The 22,193-nt window shown below is 45.1% G+C and carries 15 protein-coding genes; 13 read left to right on the top strand and 2 right to left on the bottom strand.

Annotated features, from left to right (window positions below):
- Positions 1–138 precede the first annotated feature (138 nt).
- From polA to F551_RS0108730, 8 genes are all read left to right on the top strand, one after another.
- On the top strand, positions 139–3,003 hold the full coding sequence (gene polA, locus F551_RS0108765; RefSeq protein WP_018997126.1) for a DNA polymerase I: 2,865 nt from the start codon (positions 139–141) through the stop codon (positions 3,001–3,003).
- Between the two features lie 527 nt (positions 3,004–3,530).
- A complete protein-coding gene (locus F551_RS0108760) occupies positions 3,531–4,040 on the top strand; it encodes a hypothetical protein (protein ID WP_018997125.1) in 510 nt (169 codons plus the stop codon).
- On the top strand, positions 4,033–4,818 hold the full coding sequence (locus tag F551_RS0108755) for a nucleotidyltransferase family protein (protein ID WP_018997124.1): 786 nt from the start codon (positions 4,033–4,035) through the stop codon (positions 4,816–4,818). Before F551_RS0108760 ends, F551_RS0108755 begins: the two co-directional genes overlap by 8 nt.
- 373 nt (positions 4,819–5,191) lie before the next feature.
- Positions 5,192–7,222 (top strand): methyl-accepting chemotaxis protein, encoded by a 2,031-nt coding sequence (locus tag F551_RS0108750; protein WP_018997123.1) that lies wholly within the window; start codon positions 5,192–5,194, stop codon positions 7,220–7,222.
- 260 nt (positions 7,223–7,482) lie between these two features.
- The gene (locus F551_RS0108745) at positions 7,483–8,175 is read left to right on the top strand and encodes a response regulator transcription factor (RefSeq protein ID WP_018997122.1); all 693 of its coding nucleotides are present in this window, start codon (positions 7,483–7,485) and stop codon (positions 8,173–8,175) included.
- A gap of 43 nt (positions 8,176–8,218) precedes the next feature.
- Positions 8,219–9,841, top strand: coding sequence for a stimulus-sensing domain-containing protein (locus tag F551_RS0108740; RefSeq protein WP_018997121.1), 1,623 nt, complete (start codon positions 8,219–8,221; stop codon positions 9,839–9,841).
- Between the two features lie 80 nt (positions 9,842–9,921).
- A complete protein-coding gene (locus F551_RS0108735; RefSeq protein ID WP_018997120.1) occupies positions 9,922–10,323 on the top strand; it encodes a PTS sugar transporter subunit IIA in 402 nt (133 codons plus the stop codon).
- Between the two features lie 8 nt (positions 10,324–10,331).
- Positions 10,332–10,601: an HPr family phosphocarrier protein gene (locus tag F551_RS0108730; protein WP_018997119.1), complete on the top strand. Its 270-nt coding sequence runs from the start codon at positions 10,332–10,334 to the stop codon at positions 10,599–10,601.
- Between the two features lie 15 nt (positions 10,602–10,616).
- Here F551_RS0108730 and F551_RS0108725 read toward each other — a convergent pair whose 3' ends face one another.
- Positions 10,617–11,207 (bottom strand): EF-hand domain-containing protein, encoded by a 591-nt coding sequence (locus tag F551_RS0108725; RefSeq protein ID WP_155825881.1) that lies wholly within the window; start codon positions 11,205–11,207, stop codon positions 10,617–10,619.
- A 225-nt stretch (positions 11,208–11,432) separates the two neighbouring features.
- Between F551_RS0108725 and ahcY the strand changes: the two genes are divergently transcribed.
- The 5 genes from ahcY to F551_RS17515 all read left to right on the top strand — a co-directional run bounded on the left by ahcY (position 11,433) and on the right by F551_RS17515 (position 19,126).
- The gene (gene ahcY, locus F551_RS0108720) at positions 11,433–12,830 is read left to right on the top strand and encodes an adenosylhomocysteinase (RefSeq protein WP_018997117.1); all 1,398 of its coding nucleotides are present in this window, start codon (positions 11,433–11,435) and stop codon (positions 12,828–12,830) included.
- 112 nt (positions 12,831–12,942) lie between these two features.
- Complete coding sequence (locus F551_RS0108715) at positions 12,943–13,998, top strand: acyltransferase family protein (RefSeq protein ID WP_018997116.1); 1,056 nt, start codon at positions 12,943–12,945, stop codon at positions 13,996–13,998.
- A gap of 156 nt (positions 13,999–14,154) precedes the next feature.
- A complete protein-coding gene (locus F551_RS0108710) occupies positions 14,155–16,599 on the top strand; it encodes a sensor histidine kinase (protein ID WP_018997115.1) in 2,445 nt (814 codons plus the stop codon).
- A gap of 348 nt (positions 16,600–16,947) precedes the next feature.
- Positions 16,948–18,738 carry a hypothetical protein gene (locus F551_RS17520; RefSeq protein WP_018997114.1) on the top strand — a complete coding sequence of 597 codons (1,791 nt, stop codon included), beginning with the start codon at positions 16,948–16,950 and terminating at the stop codon, positions 18,736–18,738.
- Between the two features lie 133 nt (positions 18,739–18,871).
- Entirely contained in the window at positions 18,872–19,126 is a 255-nt protein-coding gene (locus F551_RS17515) for a hypothetical protein (protein ID WP_018997113.1), read from the top strand.
- A 191-nt stretch (positions 19,127–19,317) separates the two neighbouring features.
- Here F551_RS17515 and F551_RS0108695 read toward each other — a convergent pair whose 3' ends face one another.
- Complete coding sequence (locus tag F551_RS0108695) at positions 19,318–22,131, bottom strand: autotransporter outer membrane beta-barrel domain-containing protein (protein ID WP_033404901.1); 2,814 nt, start codon at positions 22,129–22,131, stop codon at positions 19,318–19,320.
- Positions 22,132–22,193: the final 62 nt, after the last annotated feature.

The raw sequence follows: 22,193 nt of genomic DNA, 5'->3' as shown, positions 1-22,193 counted from the left end.
AATACAAGTTGTTTGTGGAATGCCAAGTTAAAATAGGAAATGCAACATTATGTTGTTTTTTCTGGCATGGAATTAACCTTAACTCTTTTCCTGCTGGCAAACCCTGATACACCTTAGCGTCTGATAGGAGACGCTTTCATGCCAGTAACTCGCGAACTTAACGAAGACAGCCATTTGGTTTTGGTGGATGCATCTGGATATATATTCCGTGCCTTCCATGCATTGCCGCCGTTAACGCGTAAATCTGATGGTCTTCCCGTCGGCGCGGTGTCAGGTTTTTGTAACATGCTTTTCAAATTGTTAGAGGAAACCAAAGGCAAGGATGCAGCTACTCACTTTGCGTGTATTTTCGATGCGTCTAGCAAGACATTTCGAAATGACATTGACCCGAGGTATAAGGCGCAGCGTCCGCCAGCTCCTGAAGATTTAGTACCGCAATTTCCATTGGTCAGACGTGCGGCAATGGCGTTTGGTACACCTGCTATCGAACTAGAAAACTATGAAGCGGATGATTTGATCGCCGCATATGCGCGTATTGCTGAAGCTAAAGGTGCGCGTGTGTCTATTGTATCGTCTGATAAAGACCTCATGCAGCTGGTGACTGATAAAGTTTCCATGCTCGATACGATGAAAGATAAGCATTTATCCTATGATGAAGTGCAGGCTAAATTTGGTGTGATGCCAGACCGCGTAACCCATGTTCAAGCTTTGGCGGGTGATAGCGTGGATAATGTGCCGGGCGTGCCAGGTATCGGCTTGAAAACGGCAGCACAATTGATCAATGAATTTGGTGACCTTGAAAGCCTTCTTGCATTCTCAAATGAGCACACGCCTGACAAGAAAAACAAACCGCATGACTTGTTAACATTCAAACGCCACGAAAATCTGGTAGAGTTCACAGATGATGCGCGGATATCTTATAAATTAGTGACGTTGGATGTGGATACGCCTGTGCCCGTTGCAATTGAAGAATTTGGGACAAGTGACCCAGACTTGGAAGAGCTTGTACCTTTCTTAAATGAGATGGAATTTCGCACCATCACACGCCGCGTGACTGATAAGCTCGGCGGTGGAGCTGAGCTATCACAAGGGGGGAGCGAAGAGGGGGCAGCCACTATGCCAGTGGCTCAGCAGGCAGCTGCCATAGATGCTTCACTCTATACGACAGTGATCAAGCAAGATGACCTCATCGAATGGATGGAACGTGCAAAAGCGGTCGGTGTTATTGGTGTTGATACCGAAACAGATGGCCTTGATGCTATTGGCGCAAACTTGGTCGGTGTGTCTTTAGCGCTTGGGCCAAATGATGCTTGTTATATCCCGCTTGGCCACACTGGCGATGGCGATTTATTAGGTGATGGCGCGCCTGAACAGCTGGATATGAAGCTGGCCTTGTCCATATTGAAGGAAATGCTAGAAGATCCTAGTATTTTGAAAGTGGGTCAGAATTTCAAATATGATGTGAATGTTTTCCATAAAGCTGGCGAGCAATATCTGGATACGCCGATAAATCCATATCCTGTAGATGACACAATGCTGATCTCCGCCACATTGGAAGCAGGACAGCATAATCATGGTATGGATGTGCTTTCAGAACTGCACTTTGACCATAAACCTATTACTTTCAAAGATGTAGCTGGTACCGGCAAAAAGCAGATCACTTTTGATAAAGTGCCAGTTCCCGAAGCGACTAAATATGCCGCTGAAGATGCAGATGTTACCCTGCGTTTATGGCAGTTGCTAAAGCCACGCCTGTCTGCAGAAGGTATGATGACCTTGTATGAGACCATAGAGCGCCCCATGGTTGATGTCGTTGCGCAGATGGAACGCGAAGGTGTGTTCGTCGAGCGCGAAACCTTGTCACGTTTGTCGGGTGATTTTGCCCAGCGTATGGCGCAGTATGAGGATGAATCCTATAAACTCGCAGGAAGAGAATTTAATCTAGGTAGTCCCAAACAATTGGGTGAAATACTGTTTGGTGAAATGGAACTTCCCGGCGGTAAGAAAACCAAAACTGGCGCGTGGTCTACTGGTGCAGATACGCTTGAAGACCTTGCCGCAGAAGGTCATGAATTGCCCAAAGCGATTTTGGGTTGGAGATCTTTATCCAAGCTGAAATCGACATACACAGATGCATTGAACGAAAACATCGACAGCGTAACTGGCCGTGTGCACACAAGCTTTAATCTGGTGGGAGCACAGACAGGGCGTTTATCTTCATCTGATCCCAACCTTCAAAACATTCCAATTCGTACAGAAGAAGGCCGCAAAATTCGCGGTGCTTTTGTTGCCGAAGAGGGGAATGTCTTGATTGCGGCAGACTATTCTCAGATAGAACTACGTTTGCTAGCTCACATCGGAAATATTGATGCTCTGAAAGATGCTTTTATCAATGAAATAGATATTCACGCTATGACAGCATCGGAAATGTTTGGCGTGCCTGTGGACGGCATGGACCCGATGATACGCCGCAAAGCCAAAGCGATTAATTTTGGAATTATCTACGGAATTTCCGCTTTTGGTTTGGCTCGTCAATTGAGCATTCCGCGCGGTGAAGCCTCTGATTATATCAAAGCTTACAATGCTAAATTCCCTGGTATTTTGAAATATATGGATGAAGCCAAAGCCTTTGCCAAAGAGAAGGGCTATGTGGAAACCGCCTTTGGGCGCCGCATCTGGGTGAAGGGAATAAATGGCAAAGGGCCAGAGCGTAGTTTTGCCGAACGTCAGGCGATCAATGCGCCGCTTCAAGGCTCAGCCGCAGACATTATCAAGCGCGCCATGGTGAAAATGCCTAGTGCACTGGAGAAGTCCGGTTTGAAAGCTAAAATGCTGTTGCAAGTGCATGACGAATTGATCTTTGAAGCGCCAAAGTCAGAAGCGGAAAAGACAATCTCTGTCGTCAAAAAAGTGATGGAAACAGCCACTTTCCCCGTGATGGATTTATCGGTGCCACTCGTCGTTGAAGCAGAAGCGGCTTGTTCTTGGGCTGAAGCGCATTAAAGCCGCACTAAACATACCCGTATTCTCCGCCTACGTGGGGAATGCGGATAGGCAAATCACCTCCCAAACTAAACACCTCCGCCACGAAAATCCACGCGAGAGCTTAAAAATCCAAAGTCAAAGAGGGCGCAAGGCGCACATTCTGACAGCATGAGGTGCTGCCTCTAAAGTGAAGCAGCGAGAGTGCCGCCCGAAGGTGCGCCTTGCATGATGGTTTTAGCTTATTTCAAAGCTGCAAGAGGGGGGGCAATACCCCCAAAACATTGACACATGTGCTGTATCACTGCGCACGTGCTGGTTTCCCTCTCGCCGTGCCACCTAATTTACGTACCGGTCTCGTAAATTGGTTTGAACCAGCCCAACATTCCACTCCCCACTCGTCGGTCGCGCGCCGCCCATAGAGAATGGATGAGGTGGGAATTGGGAGAGGGGGATAAGAAAGTTTGTTTTGGTATTGAATTGTGATTTTTCCATCTTAAATATATGTTTCAATTTTACATTGATATTTTGTCAAAGCTGGAAACTTCGTGGATTTAATTTCTTTCTTTCAACACCCCTTTTTTAATATTGTAGGAGCCATTTCATCAATTGTGTTGCTTCTTGGTACATTGGTAAATGTGTTTCTTTGGTTCTCTGGTGTCTCGCCTGTTCTTTTGCGTTTGGGGCTAGGGCTTTCTAAGCGAAAGATTGCTGTGTTTTCGGCTGGTGACAGTCTGCACATGCTAAAAGACTGTATTGTGCGGACAGGACTCTTTAAGGAAAAAAATATTTCCGAAGTACGTCCTTTAGATTCGGATACTGCCAAAAAATGCAGTGTTTTTTTAGTTGATTATGCAGAATTCGGCCATTCAATTGATGAGATATTTAGCATGAGAAAAAATGATCAAACGCCTATATTAATTTATGCAGAGCCGGGTGCCATACCAAGAGAAGAAATGTCAAAAGTTGCAAATAAACCTTTGACAAATATTACGAATACGCGCGGACGGCTCGTGAATGATTTGATACTTGCTGTGATTGCAACTCGAAATGACTAGTGCGGCGGATCAATATTTAACATCGGTTTTACAAAATCATGAAGTTTTTGATTTGTCGGATTATAGAGAAGAGCTGGATTTTCTCTTCGATGTTCTCAAAGAATGGGCTCACGATTGTTATGACTGTATAATTATATCTGGTTCTAGAGCTAAGAACACTGCTGTCTTTCCTAGTTCTGATGTCGATATAGTAGTTTCACTTTCTAGCAAGTGCAATGACGGGAATGGAGGGTTAAGGGGTTTAAATTCAAGTTTTGTAGCGGAAATGAAGACCCATTATCCAAACTTGAGGGAACAAAATGTTTCAGTCGGCTTAAACTTATCTGGTTTAGCGGTAGATGTAACTCCAGCTCGAAAAGTGCCAAACTTTACACATAAGCATTGGATATATTCTACGAAAAAGCAATCTTACGTTCAGACCAATGTACGTAGGCATATAATTGACATAGCTAAATCAGGACGAACTAAAGAGATAAAATTACTGAAAATTTGGAGAGAGAAAAATAGCTTAGATTTTCCGTCTGTGTATATGGAATATTTGCTTACGTTTCAAATTCTATCGGGTAGATCATTGTCTAATTTGTCCGACAATCTGGGGCACGTGTTCAACGAATTAGCGCGGGACGTTTCTAATCCGCTTTTAAATTGTCGTATTGAAGATCCGTCAAACACCAATAATATTCTGTCAGATTTATTAACTACCGTAGAAAAAAGACGGATCATCAAATCAGCAAAGATCGCGCAAGCAGCTGATTACTGGGAAAGTGTCTTTGAATAAATTTACTTCCGTTTTCCCAGCCTTTGCTGGGGAGGCGTGTTTCGGTGGGGTTTGAACGCTCTCACGGGAATCTGCCGCACTCTCTTTCAAATCGCCTAAATTAAACCTTATATCAGTCAGCACTGGATGTTGATCCACTTGGAGATGGATACCCTGACGCTCTGCGTCGGGTATGACTTGAAGCATATCTAAAACTTATCCTCGCCTTCACAAAGCGAGCTAAATTCAATTCACCAGAGCGGGGAAGAGTAGGCTTTCAGTTCTGGTGATGTTTGACATTGTGAAAATTTGAGGTGCTAAGGAAAAAATCGTCCAGCATTTGCTTTTTGATAACCCTGGTTTGTTAGAATCTTTCTAAACTGTGAGGGCTTTCATGACAATTAGACTTAGACTGTTTATCGTTGCGTTCGTTTCACTAGCTGGGTTATTGGTGTTCGGATCTATCAATGCATTGAAAAGTTGGGGAACTTATTCAGGTGCACAACATGCTGTAGAGCGCATAGAAAATGCAGAGGTTTTGGCTCAGATTGCGCATGAGCTACAGAAAGAAAGAGGTCTGTCAGCCGGGTATATAGGCTCAAAAGGCGGGCGATTTGTTTCTGAGCTTGCATCTCAACGCAATCTCACAGATGAGACAGTGAGAAAAGCCCAGCCTGCGTTAAAATATCTAGCTGGCGAAGAAGATTTAGCTCAAGAAGAAAAGCTAATTGAAGAGCACCTTGAAGAATTAAAGACAGTCCGCAAACAGGTGGACAGCTTCAACTTCAATGTTGGTCAAATGGCTGCTTTTTATACCAAACTCATTCGAGAAAATTTATCCATTGCAGGTGGTGCTGCCTCAAAGATGGAAGATGGAAAGACTGTTTCCCAAAACATCGTATACTCTTCAGTGCTAATGGCGAAGGAAATGGCGGGTGTTGAGCGCGCAATGGGGGCGAATGGTTTTGGAGCAGGACAATTTAGTCAGCCAGTTTTCAAGAAGTTTGAATCTCTTCAGGGGCAACAAGTCGCTTATTTGCAAACAGCAATTGAAAACGCTTCGCCAGCGGAAGTTTCCAAAATAAACAAAGAATTATCTGGTCCTGAAATTGAGAATGTCGACAGAATGCGCAGCGTTGCACTGTCTGGTGTAATGAATGGAACCGGTTTTGAGGGTATTACAGGGCCAGCTTGGTTTGCTGCGTCGACAGCTCGAATAGAGAAAATGAAGAGCATTGAAGATTATGTAGGAAATGATCTGGTAAATGCTGCAACTCAGGCGGCGAACGATGCATTTAATCAATTTGTTTTTGCCGTTGTTTCCATTCTTGTTTTATTTTCTATTTGTATGATCACTGTATGGCGTCTCTCAAATGGATTGACGAAGCCTATGTCGGCCTTGGTGCATGAAATCAATAAACTAACAGAGGGCGAAACTTCGATTTCAATTACTGGAACGGACAGAAAAGATTCTCTTGGAAAAATTGCGAGAGCGATTGAGCATTTCCGTTTGCAAGCTATTGAGCGACGTGAATTGCGTGAAAAACAAAGCCTGCTCGATAAAAAAGAGCTTGAGCGCGCAACCATGATTGCAAAGGCAACTGAGAACTTTAAATTGAATGCAAGTCAAACTCTGAACAAGGTTCATGAAACATCTCAAAAACTGGGGCAAGTTTCAGGGTCGTTGATATCCGCGGCAGAAGAAGCTCGCACTAGCGCCAATGGTGCACAATCGGCGTCAAATCAAGCTACCTCTTCGGTGCAAAATGTGGCGGCTGCAGTAGAGGAGCTTTCCGCTTCAATTGGGGATATAAATCACCGTATGGCGGATGCTAAAAACGCCACTGATACGGCTTCTCAATCCGCTATAGACGCCACCTCTAAGGTGGATTCACTTACTGATGCTGCTGAGTCAATTAGTAGTGTTATTACCATGATTGATGAAATTGCGTCCCAGACAAATCTTCTTGCACTGAATGCCACAATAGAGGCGGAACGCGCAGGTGAATCTGGGAAAGGATTTGCTGTGGTTGCGCAAGAAGTGAAAACATTGGCGAGTCAAACTGCGCAAGCTACATCTCAAATTTCATCTCAAATTGCTTCAATTCAGACAGAGACCAAAGAAGCTTCATCAGGAATTGGTGCGATTGCCGAACAAGTTCAACACATATCGGAAGTTTCGCATGCTGTTGCTGATGTGATGAGCCAACAATCGGATGCTACGCTCTCCATAAGTGAGAGTGTGCAATATGCAGCGCAAGGATCGCATACGGCATTCGAAAGTGTTGAAGCTGTTTCTAAAACAACAGAATTGACCGAGAGTGACGCGGTGTTGGTGCGTGAAGCATCTGAGGAAATGGTTGAAACTTCTGAGCAAATCAAAGAAATAATCGATGATTTCCTTAAGCAGGTCAAAGCGGCCTAAGGCTTGTTGAGTGTTGTGCGCTTAAACGTTCAAAATGAGGCGTAGGTCCATCATTCCTAAAAAGGGAAGCTTTATTGTCTGATTCCCTAAGTGTTAGTCATTATGGAATGATTACGCTGCTCCATAGGTAATTCGACCTTTTTGCCTAAATTAAACCTTATAGCGGTCAGCACTTGGCCCGATTGGCGGTTGCGTTATAGTAGGCTAACTGATTTGCATTTTGATACGTGAAAAACGGTCAAAAATAAGGGGACACCCATATGACGACTATCGCTTTGGTAGATGATGACGAAAACATTGTTGAAAGTTTAAAACTGTTTTTTGAAGCTGAGGGCTATACTGTACGTGCTTACCATGACGGGGAGTCCGCACTGCAAGGTTTAGCTGAGCAGCCACCAGAGCTGGCTATTCTTGATGTTAAAATGCCGAAGATGGATGGAATGGAATTGCTGCGTCGTTTGCGTCAGACATCCAATTTACCAGCGATATTCCTTACTTCTAAAGATGACGAAATCGACGAAGTTGTTGGCTTCAACATCGGAGCAGATGATTTTATCCGTAAGCCTTGTTCTATGCGCTTATTATCTGAGCGTGTTAAAGCTGTATTGCGCCGTTCGCGCGGTGTGAATGTGTCTGAAGAGGGCGACAAGAAAACGATTGTTCGTGGTTCTTTGACGCTTGATCCAAATCGCCACGCTTGTACTTGGAAAGGCGAGGTTGTTCGCCTGACAGTGACAGAGTTTTTAATTCTGCAAGCACTGTCGACCCGTCCAGGTTATGTGAAAAGCCGTGATCAATTGATGGACGCTGCCTATGATGATCAGGTCTATGTGGATGATCGCACGATTGATAGTCACATCAAACGTTTGCGTAAAAAATTCCGCGACCAAGATAATGAGTTTGATTCAATAGAAACGCTCTATGGGGTTGGGTATCGCTACAAAGAAGCTTAAGGCTGGCTAGTGGTATCAATAGGTTTAACGAGGTTTAGCGCAAATGATGGATAGCAAACGGCTAGGCCTCTTTGAACCAATTTTAAAAAGTCTAAAATCACTTTTTACGTCTCGCATAGCACGATTGATTCTGGCATCTAATCTTGCAGGTTTGTTGGTGCTGATTGCGGGAGCTTTGTTTGTCAACGAAATCCGTGCTGGGCTCGTTCAAGCACGTACGGATTCGCTTGAGGCGCAGGCGCTCACATATGAGTCTGTGCTATCGTTGACTGCGACATCGGGCGTACCAAAACCAACACTAAATGAAAGCCTGTCGCGTTCTTCTTTGAAACGGCTTCAAGCGCCGGAAAAAACAAGAGTGCGATTGTATTCAGCTGATCTTGAATTGATCGCTGATAGTTTTCTGCTCGAAGAATTTATCAAAACGTCTGAATTGCCCCCGTTAAAAGAACCGGGAATGCTAGATAAGATGGCTGTTGGAATATCGCGCAATATTTCCAACATGATCAACAGGCGTAGTGAAAACTCAAGCGCCAATGCAGCGCAATCTTTAGAAGAAGAATTATCTATCGCTTTGTCTGGCAAAAACGCTGCTGCGCAACGTTTCACTGAACGAGGTGAGCGCGTGATCTCGGTGTCTGTGCCGGTCAAATATGTATCTGCCGTTGTAGGGGTACTGACCGTTGAGGCAAGTGATGTTGAGGATATCATCAGGGCAGAGCGTGCAGCTCTTGCTCCTATTATCTCTGTTGCCGTCTTGGTATCATTGGTCACTTCATTCTTGTTGACTGCTGGTATTGCGCGCCCTTTAAGGCGTCTTTCTATAGCCGCAGACCGGGTTCGGTCGGGAAAACTCAAACGTCTGGATATGCCGGTCATGTCCAAACGCAATGATGAAATTGGAGATCTCGCCAAAGCGCTTGAAGCGATGACGGGGGCTTTACATGACCGCATCGTTCTAAATGAACGCTTTGCAGCAGATGTTGCGCATGAGTTGAAAAACCCTCTGACGTCTATTCGTTCAGCCGTTGAAACCTCTGAAGTTGTTGATGATCCCGCGGTGAGAGATCGTATGCGAGCAGTGATTGCAAAGGATGTTGTCAGGCTTGATCGTTTGATCACAGATATTTCGAACGCATCACGATTGGAAGCTGAAATAGCGCGCGAAAAAGCGACCAATGTTGATCTTCAAAAATTGTTGGAAGACCTCGTGTCTATTTGGCAAGATACTCGAAAAGAGGGGCAGCCTAATGTTGTGTTGAATATCGACACGACTGAAGGCGCTTTGGCCTTGAAAGCGCGCGAAGGACCATTAGCACAGGTGATCCGAAACCTTGTGGAAAACGCCCGTTCTTTCTCTCCAGAAAACGGTACTGTAACCATTACGGCTGTGCGCGAATCTGAATTTATAACAATGACATTTGATGATGATGGGCCGGGTGTCCCTGAGGACAAATTAGAGAAAATATTTGAACGGTTTTATTCCGACCGTCCCAAAGGCGCTCAGTTCGGAAATAATTCAGGACTTGGCTTATCCATTGTGAAGCAAATTGTGGAAACGCATTATGGTCAGGTATTTGTGCGGAATCGTAAACAAAACAACGCCAACGGTTCATTAGGTGAGGTTTTAGGGGCACAGTTTGTCGTACGTTTACCTATTCGCTGATGAATCCTGACATTTTTGTCTTGACCCGAAGCTATTTCAGACGTCTGATTTTCTTCAAGAAGAAATTTGGAGAATAATTGATGATTGGCGTCGTCGTCGTAACTCATGGTGGTCTTGCCAGAGAGTTTGTAGCTGCAACTGAGCATGTATTTGGGCAGCAAGAAGCGTTTGAAGCTATTTGTATAGATGCCGATGATGACATGGAACAGCGTCGTCAAGAGATCATAGACATTGCTGCTAAGTGTGACTCCGGTGAAGGCGTAATTGTGTTTACTGACATGTTTGGTGGCACACCTTCCAATTTGGCCATTTCAGTAATGGGGCAGGCTAAGATTGAAGTGATTGCGGGGGTAAACTTACCCATGCTGATAAAAGTCGCGGAAGTGCGTAAAGACCGATCAATGGACGAGGTGGCACTGGCTGTACAAGAGGCTGGCCGCAAGTATATTTCCATAGCCTCGTTGGTTCTGCAGAAATCATAATAAGTTCAATGATCTCCCAAACGACAGAAATTTGTAACAAAAAAGGGCTGCACGCGAGAGCTTCGGCTGCTCTGGCAAGAGAAGCGCAAAAGCATGATGCACAAATAACCGTATCTCACGAAGGAGAAAATGCATCAGCCATTGCTGTAATGGATTTGCTGATGCTTGCAGCTTATAAAGGCTGTCAGGTTGAGGTCAGTGCTGAAGGTCCTGATGCAGAAGTCGCGTTGAACGCTATAGTTTCATTGATAGAGAACAAGTTTGGAGAATCTGAATAGTTTTCTATTAGAAACTTATTTAATTGAATTGTTCTGACGTTGCGGCCGATTGTCTTTGTTTTCTGTTCTACGTTTTTCGGACTTTTTCCCATTGGGTTTGATTAATAAGTCCGCAAACAGAATTTCTGTTTCACCTTCACTCATATATGAATTTCCTAAACGGATTAGCCCGGCTTTGAATTCGTCTGAAGTTATTTGACGGTCAATATTTGCATCGAAAGTGACTGTATTTGCGAGCGGTCCATCATCTGAGCCAACCGCGCGGGCCCAGTCTTGCTGTTCAAAAATAGAAAGAGTGCCGCTATTATTTGTATCAGCTCGCTGGAATGCGGATTCTGCGTTTTTTTCAATTTCTGCCAGAGAGACGCTGAGAGAGTGATCGTCATCGAAACTTGCAAGTAGCAATGCACCAGATCTGGCTACGCGAATACCTCTTAGATCACGACCTTTTCCAACGACCCTCTGAGGAATTAATTCAACGTTGCTTGTCGCTTCAATTTCTTGAGGAAGGGGCGTTGTTTCCACTGGTTCTACCTGTCCATAGGAAGGTGCTGCAATACATGCAGTTAGAGTTAAAACCATACCCAATCTTGAAGTGTTTTTCATAGCGCTTCCAGCGTGTTTTTCATTTGTAAATACAATCTTGGCATGGATTACGGCAAATGAAAGGCCTGAGCTGAAGTAATTTTCTATCGAACAATATATAAAGATATAAGGAAATCTTTATATCATTTGATATATGCTCTGAGCACTGCTATAGATGCACACAATTTCTCAATATGAATTCAGCGAAAAGCTGGATTTGGTTTTCGGATTTAGGAAAAATAAGTCATGGCATTTACTGATTACCTCGTAAAAGACATTGCTCTAGCTGATTTTGGACGTAAAGAATTAGACATCGCAGAAACGGAAATGCCGGGCCTGATGTCTATCCGGGAAGAGTATAAAGAAGAACAGCCTCTCAAAGGCGCACGTATCGCTGGCTCTCTTCACATGACCATTCAGACAGCAGTTTTGATGGAAACGCTGACGGCGCTTGGGGCAGAAATTCGCTGGGCTTCTTGTAACATTTTCTCAACACAAGATCACGCAGCTGCTGCAATGGCTGCAGCAGAAATTCCTGTTTTCGCTGTTAAAGGTCAAAACCTAGAAGAACACTGGGATTACCAAGACCGTATTTTCCAATTTGAAGAAGGTACAGCCAACTTGATCCTTGATGATGGTGGTGACGCTACATTGTATGTGCTTTTGGGAGCGCGCGCTGAAAATGGCGAGATGGAACTTCTTGAAAACCCAAAATCTGAAGAAGAAGAAGCAATCTTCGCTCAGATTAAAACTCGCTTAGAGGCATCTCCAGGTTGGTTTACTAAACAGCGTGATGCAATCCAAGGTGTTTCCGAAGAGACGACAACAGGTGTGCACCGTTTATATGAATTGGTTGAAAAAGGGCTGCTTCCTTTCCCGGCTATCAATGTAAACGACAGTGTGACGAAATCCAAGTTTGACAACAAATATGGATGTAAAGAGTCTCTTGTGGATGGTATCCGCCGCGCAACTGACACGATGATGGCAGGTAAAACAGCTGTTGTGTGTGGTTATGGAGATGTGGGTAAAGGCTCTGCTGCGTCTCTGCGCGGTGCTGGTGCACGTGTGAAGGTGACAGAGATCGACCCTATCTGTGCATTGCAAGCTGCTATGGACGGTTTTGAAGTTACGACATTGGAAAAAGCTGTTCCCGAAGCAGATATCTTTGTGACCACAACAGGTAACAAAGACATCATCCGTTTTGAGCACATGCGCGAAATGAAAGATATGGCCATTGTTGGTAACATTGGTCACTTCGACAATGAAATTCAGGTGTCGAGCCTACAAAATTTGAAGATGACAAACATCAAAGATCAGGTGGACATGTATGAAATGCCATCTGGTAATCGTATGATCCTGTTGTCTCAAGGTCGTTTGCTAAACCTTGGTAACGCGACAGGACACCCGTCATTCGTGATGTCAGCGTCTTTCACAAACCAAGTTCTGGCTCAGATCGAGCTTTGGACTAAAGGTGATGAATATAAAAACGAAGTTTATATTCTTCCAAAGCATTTGGATGAAAAAGTTGCGCGTCTTCACCTTGAGAAAATCGGCGTTGAGCTGACTGAATTATCGCAAGAACAAGCTGACTATATCGGTGTAAAAACTGAAGGCCCATTCAAGCCAGAGCATTATCGGTATTAGGTTTTTCTGAAACGGTAGATCACATTCGAAAAGGCAGCGCAGAAATGTGCTGCCTATTGGTACGAGTTTTGCTGTCTAAGTTTGTGGATTTCTAATTGATTGGGTTAAGGTGATGTTGGTTGGGCTTCAAAATTTAAGAGCAGTTGCTGCTTACTCTGTTGTAGTGTTTCACATACTAGCAGCTTTAAATACATCTGAACCCTGGTTGATAGGTAATATCTCGGTTGCTGCGGCAGGTGTGGATGTGTTTTTTGTACTAAGCGGCTTTGTGATGGTTTATGTTGCAAAGGATAATGAAAACCCTATTGCGTTTTTTGCAAAACGTATCGTTCGAATAGTGCCCATATACTGGTTGGCTACGTTGACTTTGGTTGCCGGAAGTTTATTGGCTCCAAGTTTCTTTGGAAGAGTTGAAAGTACTCCACTCAGTTTATTTAAGAGCCTTCTGTTTATTCCCTTTCAAGCCGAAAATGGTTCATGGGAACCAATACTGCTTGTCGGGTGGACTTTGAACATGGAAATGGTTTTTTATCTGATTTTTGCTGTCACTCTTATTTTGCCGCCACAAATTCGTTTAATAGGGCTGTCTGTATTAATTGTGGGAGGGTATAGCTTAGCAAGAGAATTTGGTGAGGGTACAATATTTCAGTTTTACGGGGCTTCAGTTGTGTTGGAGTTTTTAGCTGGAAGTTTGATTGCTTATGCCTTAAAGACACCGATGTTAAGTCAGGTGTGGAAAAACATTTCGCCTCTCTGCTTTGGGGTAATCGCTGTGTGTGGCTTTCTATATAGTGGCTTAAATCACAATGAGATGGATAGATTTGTAGCGTTTGGAGTCCCTTCAATATTTCTGGTGTTGGCGGTTGCTCAAAATGATTTGTTCTTTCGAGGATTTAAAAGAGGGGTTCTGACCCAATTGGGAGATAGCAGTTATTCAGCATACTTAATTCATGTTCCTTTGATTTCATTTGGTTTTTCTCTAGCATATATGATTTTTGGAAATAGTGAGATTACCAGTTTCATTGTTATTGGGTTTGTATTGATTGGTACTATAGTAGGTGCTCACTTTAGTTTTGAATTTTTTGAAAAACCAATGAATCGGTTATTGCGTAGTTTGTTGATTACTCAGAACAATCTTATTCTAAAATGGTTCTTTCAAAAGGCGTGAATCAAACGTGTCGAGATTTGAAGGACTTTGTTCACATCAATTAACGACGTGTTAACGGAAAATGCGCCATTCCGTTAATCTAGAAAATCCTCTATTAAGGATAGAGCCGATTTTATAGTTAACGGACAGAAAGCACGGTGTGACATGGAAGACGGCATGATCAAGGCTTTCACAATCCTCGTAGCGGGTGGGGCGGGTATCGCCATCGCTGCGTTGTTGTGGGCGCTACGTATTTCAGACGGAGCAAGAGGCGCTGCAAAGAAATACCGTGAACGTGCACGTGAGCTGGAAGAAAAACTTGCTCGTTCTGATAGTGTTTTTGGTGCCCACCCCGGTGTTGTACTGGTCTGGGAAGAAGATGAAATCCTAGAAGGCTCGTGGGGTAATCCAGGCGTTTATGGATCACACGTCGCGCTTGCTGCTGTATTGAATTTTACCGATGATTCCATGTCCAAAGACCCAGCCGTGCGTCTTTTGGAAGGATTAGGGGATCTTGAAGCGCGTGATGGTGCAGGCCGCGATGCGACTTTGCGCGAGCGCTTGATGCAGCTTCGTACTGAAGGTGCTCCTTTTTCACTGACAATTATCGGGCCGAATGGTCGTTTCCTTGAAGCCGATGGGCGAACAGCCGGTGGCCGCGCTGTGTTGTGGGTATCAGATTCAACAATTAAAGGTCTTGAAGAATCTGGTGCTCGTGGACGTTTGGAAGAAGCGCGTCAGATTATTGCACGTGATCCAACAGCATTCCTTGAAATGTTGGGTAAAGCGCCTTTCATTGCATGGCGTTTGTCAGGAGCAGGGCGTCTGCAATGGGTGAATGAGTCATATCTCAAAGCAGTTGAAGGCGTGAACCTTGATCATGTTCTTGATAAGCAGATCATGCTCGATCAAGACATTGCGAGTCAGGCACAGACAGTTCTGACTGAAAAAGAAGATTCTCGCGAAACACGCTATATTGTGATCGATGGTGAGCGCCGTGCAATGCGCGTTTTGATGTTCCCATTATCGGGCGGTGTTGCGGGTATGGCATTTGATGTTTCTGAAGAAGAAGCAGCTCGTGAAAAGCTGGAGCGCCACCAAAGAGCACACGATGACACGCTTAACCACGTATCAGACGCCGTGGCGATTTTCGGTGCTGACCGTAAGCTGAGTTTTCACAATAAGCACTTTGAAGAATTATGGGATTTAGATCCTCGCTTTTTGTTGGAAAAACCATCCCACGGTGAGTTTCTTGATCGTCTTCGCGAGAGTAAATTATTGCCTGCACAGCAGAAATATTCTGATTGGCGCACAAAAGAGCTAGATTACAATCAGGGTGGTTCTAAGCGTTCAATCGACGAAAATATGTGGATGTTGCCCGATGGCCGCACACTGCAGGTCACGCGCCAGAAGCACCCTCTGGGCGGTATTTTGCTTCTGTTTAAAGACATTACAGACGAGCTGAGCCTGAAAGCGAATTATAATGCGCTGATCAACCAACAAAAAGCGACATTGGACAAACTGAACGAAGCTGTTGTTGTTTATGGTGGTGATGGCGGATTGCGTCTGCATAACTCGTCATTTGAAAAACTATGGCAGATTGATCCTGAAAAACTGAAAAACTCGCCTGAGTTTGATGAAGTGGCTGAAATGAGTGCGCCACTATTCCATGATAAATCTGTATGGGCAGCGATAAAGGGGCGGGTGACAAACCCAACACCAGATGCACGTCAGGAATTTCGTGGTGAGATGAAGCGCGCGGATGGATCTATCGTGACCTTCCTGACGCAACCCTTACCAGATGGGGCAACGTTGATCGCGTTTGTAGATGCTACAGCCGCGCGCCGTGTTGAAAGTGCGCTTAGAGATCGAGCTGAAGCTTTCCAAGCAGCAGACCGTCTGAAAACAGAATTCGTTCAGAATGTATCATATCAATTGCGTTCTCCGCTGACGACAATTCTTGGCTATGCTGAGTTCCTTGAGTCCGGCAAACAGGGCAGCTTGAATGCGCAACAGATGGAGCATGTAACATCCATCCTATCTGCGTCTGACCACTTGTCTCGTTTGATTGAAAACATCCTAGACCTCGCCACTATTGAGGCTGGCCGGATGGATCTGGACTTAAAAGAACTAGATCTGAAAAACCTTATTCATGAAAGCGTGGATATGGTTGTGGTGAATGCAGCGGATACGAAAGTGTCCATCAAGGTAGATTGCCCAGATTCAATTGGAAATATCCATGCTGACGAGCGCCGAATTAAACAAGTATTGTTTAACCTGCTAACCAACGCAGTGCGCTTCACAGCGCCGGGTGACACGATCAAAGTGAAAGCTGAAAAAGCTGAAGGCGTTGTGCGCTTACAGGTAACTGACACAGGTAAAGGCGTGGCCTATGAACAGCAAACAGAAGCCTTTGATGCATTCACTAGCGGAGATAATCGCGGTGCTGGATTAGGCCTTGCGCTGGTGCGTTCATTTGTTGAGTTGCATGGCGGTTGGGTGGCTATGAAATCCAAGCCGAATAAAGGCGCCACAGTGATTTGTTGTCTGCCGGAAGTGGCATCACCAAAAGACATGCCTCCAACACTTGATCTGGCAAACCCAAGTGTAGCCGCGCAGTAAATAGCTCTGAAGAATTTGATGTCAGAAAGGCCGTCCTGAGAAGGGCGGCTTTTCGCCAATAACCGACACTTCACTCACCTACATGAATGGCTGTTATGCCGTTGCGTAAAGCCTCATGCAGAAAAGGTATTTTATTTCCCTTCGCAACCTGCCTTATTCAGCAGGCCTTGTACTTGTTCTAATTGCAAACGCGAGCATCGGAAACTAGCATGCCTTGGCTTATTAAGACACCCAATCAAGAGTTTAATAAGCCATTGCATATTTGGGTTTCCCGTTTTAGTTGATATGCTTGGTTAAGTTGTTTCACTAAATACCTCATTTGCGTGCTTAAAATAGGAAATCGGTCTGATGAAAAATGGATTGCGGTTGCTCGCTGCTTGTGCTGCTCAGGTTTTATTTGTCGGGTGCTCGGGAGGGGGAGATTCTACGTCCCCTGTTGCCTCAACTCCAATAGCAAGTCCCAGTCCCTCATCAACTCCCACGCCTACACCTACTCCAACAGAGGAAGTCGAGCTAAACATTATTGCTCCCGCCGAAGTGTGGGAAAACAGAAAATTCTGGATCGACCTTAGAGAATTAGCGGACAATGAAACCTATCGCGGTTTCGTCACACAAACTGAAGGGCCAGCAGCATATAACAAATTAGAAGTTCTGGTTGGACTATTTGAATTTGTTGCTCCAGACTTAATTGGTAATGAACCAGTTGAGTTGGTTTTTGAAGTCAGCGCTTCACGCCTGGGGAACGTTGAAAAAACTGAAACTTTTTCGGTTTTTGTGAAGCCCTCTCCTTCGGGTCCCGGTGAAATTCTAGACGTCGTCCAGCCCGCACTTGAGCTTAAAATAGGCGAACGAAAGTTTTTGTCTGAGGCCTCTAGCGGGATCGGAAGTGTTGGTGCGATTGTGGCAGTTCAACAGCCCAACCCTCTTACCAACGAAGATTATAGAGTCGTATTTTGGTCCGACTCTCTATTTGCTCAGAACCCGATCCATTATCCACTTGGGGATGTAGATCTAAAGGATATTTCTTTTATCGATGCTCCAAGCTTGAATTATCATGGATGTTGTTCAGAATTCGTTTCCTTGGGAGGGAATGAAATGACGATTCTTTCCCAAAATGAAGGTGCTTTAAAATGGTTTGGGGAGGATTATGAGAGATCATCTAATGGCGCGGAGTCTAGGCATTACGTCCAAAGGGAAGAAATACCATTTGAAGATGCATGTTTTGTGAAAGGTACGCCTGAGCAGGGAATTGATTTTGCATGGGTTGGGCATCGAGAAAGGGGCATATCCATCATGGGGATTCAGCCAAAAGAGCCAACTTACGGAGGCAACACGGCTTTGTCTTTTGAGTATGAAATCTATCAAACCCTGGGTGAAGGCAGGTCACTTTGTTACGTTTATCCAATTGATAACCAGTATTATCCGTTTGCTATGGAAACGCCTTTTTCTGCATGGAATTTTATAGCTGTCGATTATAAAAGCAAAGAGTTGGTTTTTTATGGCGGAGATGTCTCTGTATCCGAGAACGGATTGATTTACCCTTATCACCCCTATGAAGAATTGGGTTCTGTTCCGCTTCCAACTGGAGTTGAGGAAGATTTGGAAATCGTTCAAGTGGTTGGCGGAGGAGGCGCAAGTTCGACCCCTGATTATATGTTGATTCTGATGACTACAGGGGCAGACCCGGGGGAGCATTTGCTACTCTATTTAAAATTCCCGTCGGGCGAGAGTTTTAGAGCACAAAATCCGGCTGGATTTTCTTTTACAATAAATACTCTCGATATAGAGCACAAGCTATACCGTTGGACTGAAGGTGTACCGGTTCAAATAGTTGCTGGAGCTTTTGGCGGTATTCGGCCAGGTGACCAAACTCGTTTAGACCTAGCTATCATCACCAAGACAGGCGGTGAGGGGCTGTATTTTGAAAACATTTTGGACGACCACGCGGGGATTGCCGAGTTTCCAGTGTTTGAGGAACCCACACGTTTTGACAATGGTGTAGGGGCTGGGTCAGCGATTAGTGTAAGAGCTGAAGAAGTCGCGACAGAAACTGAAACAGATTTTACAAATTGGATTTTAGTCTCTTATCCAGAGACGGGCGAGATAAGGTATCTTCGAGCAGTTGATATTATTCCCTAAACATTAGATCCTTTCACGAGCAGGATATAGCCTTTTCAGAATTTAACGATCTCAGGTAATACTTTCACAGACATCAAAGAAGAAGTCGCTACTGTGTATTGTGGGGGGTAGAGATGAGAGTACTTTTGGATCTATGGTAACCGTTACTGACAACACGCTTACAAATGTTGGTAAACGGTCTACTCACAGATCTGGCGCATCAATGTACTTCCATGGTGTTCAGCGCTTGAATATCTCAGATACGACGTGGAATGATGGTGCGCCGCTAGAGCTATTTCTAACCAATGGTGGGCCAATTACGGTTATCGGAGATATCCAGCTTATCAACTCTGGAAAAATAGAAGCGAACAGCGAAGACTATTCCGTGACAAATATTAGCTACGAATAGAACCATTTGCATACCGAAAAGGGCGTGATGACCATCGCGCCCTTTTTTCAGCCAATAAACGTCCCAACGCTTTTTCGCTCCACTCTATGGATATTAGAAACCAGGCTACATATCGCCCAAAAGGGACCCATTGCCATTTTGGTAATGGGTCCCTTTTGGGCGATAAACGGCTCGATACCTACAAAACCTCCTTAGGCAAACAAACCTAATGTTCCACCCCCACCGCCGCCAGTTAGGCGATCTAGGCCGGCTTGGAGGTTGGCTTGTTGGGCCAATTGATAGGCTGATGCTTGCGTGCTGTTGGCATTTGTCGATGTATCAATTTTCAGTGTTGGATCATCAATTGCGTGGCGATAGGCTGTACGGATACTGGCCAAGGCGACATCAAACATTTTGAGCACATCTGTGACGGGTTTTTCTTTCTCGGTCAATTTACCATCTTCATCCACATCAAATTTGGCTGAGGCAGCGCTGGTTAGCGTAACTGCCGATTCTAAATCCAGCGAAATGAGGGGAGGTGCATCAGAGCTTTTGTCTTCATCTAGCAAAGACGGCTCATCATAGAGGAACCCTGCCGTTAATCCCAAGGCATTTAGAAGGTCGGAGCCCTTATCACCTGGGACAAGTTCAATAATGGTTTCTTCGGCGGGGCGAATGCTGAGTGCCTGAGCGCCGGTGCTGGAACGACGCGCGAGGGCTGTACCATCTTGTCCCAGTGCGGCGTTTAATTTGAAGGTAAGCGCGCGATACGTGTCTTCTCTTTCTAGCTCAATCTTGGTTTCTTTACCGTCGACAATGAGAGTGAAATGGTCGCCCACACGCGCTGCGGAATGATCGCTCACATAAGATGTGCCGCCCATTGTTAGCTTGCCATTGGGCAGACCAAATGCATCAAGGTCACTAGATCCAGTTGATGAAAGCGTCATGCCGGCACTGTTAGCTTGGCTACCACGCCCTGTTAGGCTGTTGACCCAGTTTTCGGCACCGGTTGATGCATCTAAAGACGCTATGATGGCGTGTTTTTCATCTGCATCAATGCTTTGGCTGCCAAAGGAATTCCCAGCTGTTCCTGATAGGTAAAGCGCGCCATCATGCGCGATAACTTCAGATATTCCCTGTTCGCCGCTGCCACCGAAGCCTTGATACCAATCTTCGGTCACAGTGGTGCTACCGCCGCCATCTGTGACATTCAGTTTGATCGCGAATGCGTCATAATCAGTGGAAGCTGTTCCACCAAATTCATTGGCTGTGCGAGTAGGGTATCGTGTTGAACCGCCTAGATAGAGGGCGTCACTATCGAAATCCATTGTCGTGACACTGGCTTTTCCAATATCATGCGACCAATCTGATGCACTAAAGCTCGCGCCTGTTACAGATTGAATAGTTGTTTCTTCGCCATTGCGTGTGGCGACGATTGGTGTGCCATCATCAGCAATTGTAATGGCAGTTACTGTATCATCTTCTGCGGACCCAAATTGATTAATCCACATTCTGTTGCCCAGCACATCCAGCTTTTCAACGTAAGCATCTACACCGCCAGCATTTCCATTGCCGTCAATGTTTCCTGTGGTGCTGCCACCTATGTAAAGTGCACCTGCGGAGTCAAAAGCGAGAGAGGTAATTTTGTCTTCAAAGCGGGTGGCTTCTTGATAAACAGATGTTTCAAGGCCATCTGCGTTATACATTATAACGAAGCCATCAGTGCCACCACCAAATGCAGTGGAATCAAATTCGTCGGTTGTAGATCCAGCTATCGCAACGCGGCCATCTGGTGCGACCGCTAAATCGGTTCCTGTGATTTCGGCCGAATTACCGACAATGCGTGTCCAGAGCTCTTTTCCTGTGCTGTCATATTTGACGAGTGCCAGATCATTATCGCTCAGAATTTTTTGGCCATTCACATCATTTTCAACATTCGCCAGCGCGTAAATAGATCCATCTGGTCCGGCTTTGGTTGCGATGAATTGAGAGTCATTGTGCTCTGTTAGGTCAATTTCGTCTTCGTCTTTTGCCTCTTGTGTGACCGTAGATTCAGCAAGGAAAAGATTTGTTTTAGTGCGGGTTGGTGAGGCCTCACTTAAACCAGTCCATTTAGATATTTGCGCAGATAATGTGTTGTCGTCTCCTGCTGCACCGCTACCTCCAACCATGAAGAGGGCAGGCGCAGAAGTATTGGCTGTGAAGGATAGGTGCTCTCCTTGTAAGCCTTTGATTTTCATTCCCCAATCATCACCCGCATATACGCCGTATTCGTTTTTCTCACCGATTTGTTGCGGATAAAATTTTGATGATGCCCCAACAGACTCTAGCTGTTGGTTGATTAGGTCGGTCACGTTTTCCAGCGTACGTTCATTATCCGCTAGAGAAGAAAGATCGATGTTGAGAGTGTCAGATTGATTGACACGATCAACCGTGATCGAAAAACCGGATATACCCGCCCATGCCGTGACTGGGTCATCTTTAGCGCCCGAGTGGGTTATATCTGTTGTGTATTCATATGAGGCGCGTGCAATGGTAACTTCAGACGTTGTTTTATCTAGTTTGGCACTGGCCAGCATAGTAACTGAGTCAAAATCCGAGCTTCCAATAAACTCAGAGATCTCTGCAATGCCTTCATTTAGCCGCTTTTCTGCCAACTCGTAGTAAGATTCTTTGAGTAGTCCTTTTTCCACCGCCGTTGCGATTGTTTGCAAGGATTCAAGTGCTTCATACGCAATGAACAGTTTGGTGGAATCGTCTTTGGCCTCGAGAGCTGTTCTTTTATCAGAGGCAGAAATGAAATTGCCTGATTTTAAAGAAGCAAATGCTGTGGAAAGGATATCGTCATCGGATTGAGTTTCTTCAGCTGCTTTCCAAGGTGGAGTACCCGCTGCAAGCTCATCAGTTGCTTGCGCAGAAGGAGCCTGCTGCGTAGAATTGGCTTGAAAGCTCGTGCCAACAAGACGCTCGTTCATACGAGCATTCATGTACGCACCTACAAGCGAAAAATCGACATTTACAACCATTGCGACACATCCATTGACGAAACCCACAGAAATTACCGTTTAGGCGGGAATTCACTCTTGAA

This window comes from Hirschia maritima DSM 19733 (assembly GCF_000378345.1).
GTDB lineage: Bacteria > Pseudomonadota > Alphaproteobacteria > Caulobacterales > Hyphomonadaceae > Hirschia > Hirschia maritima.
This window is presented reverse-complemented; position numbering and strand designations above follow the sequence as displayed.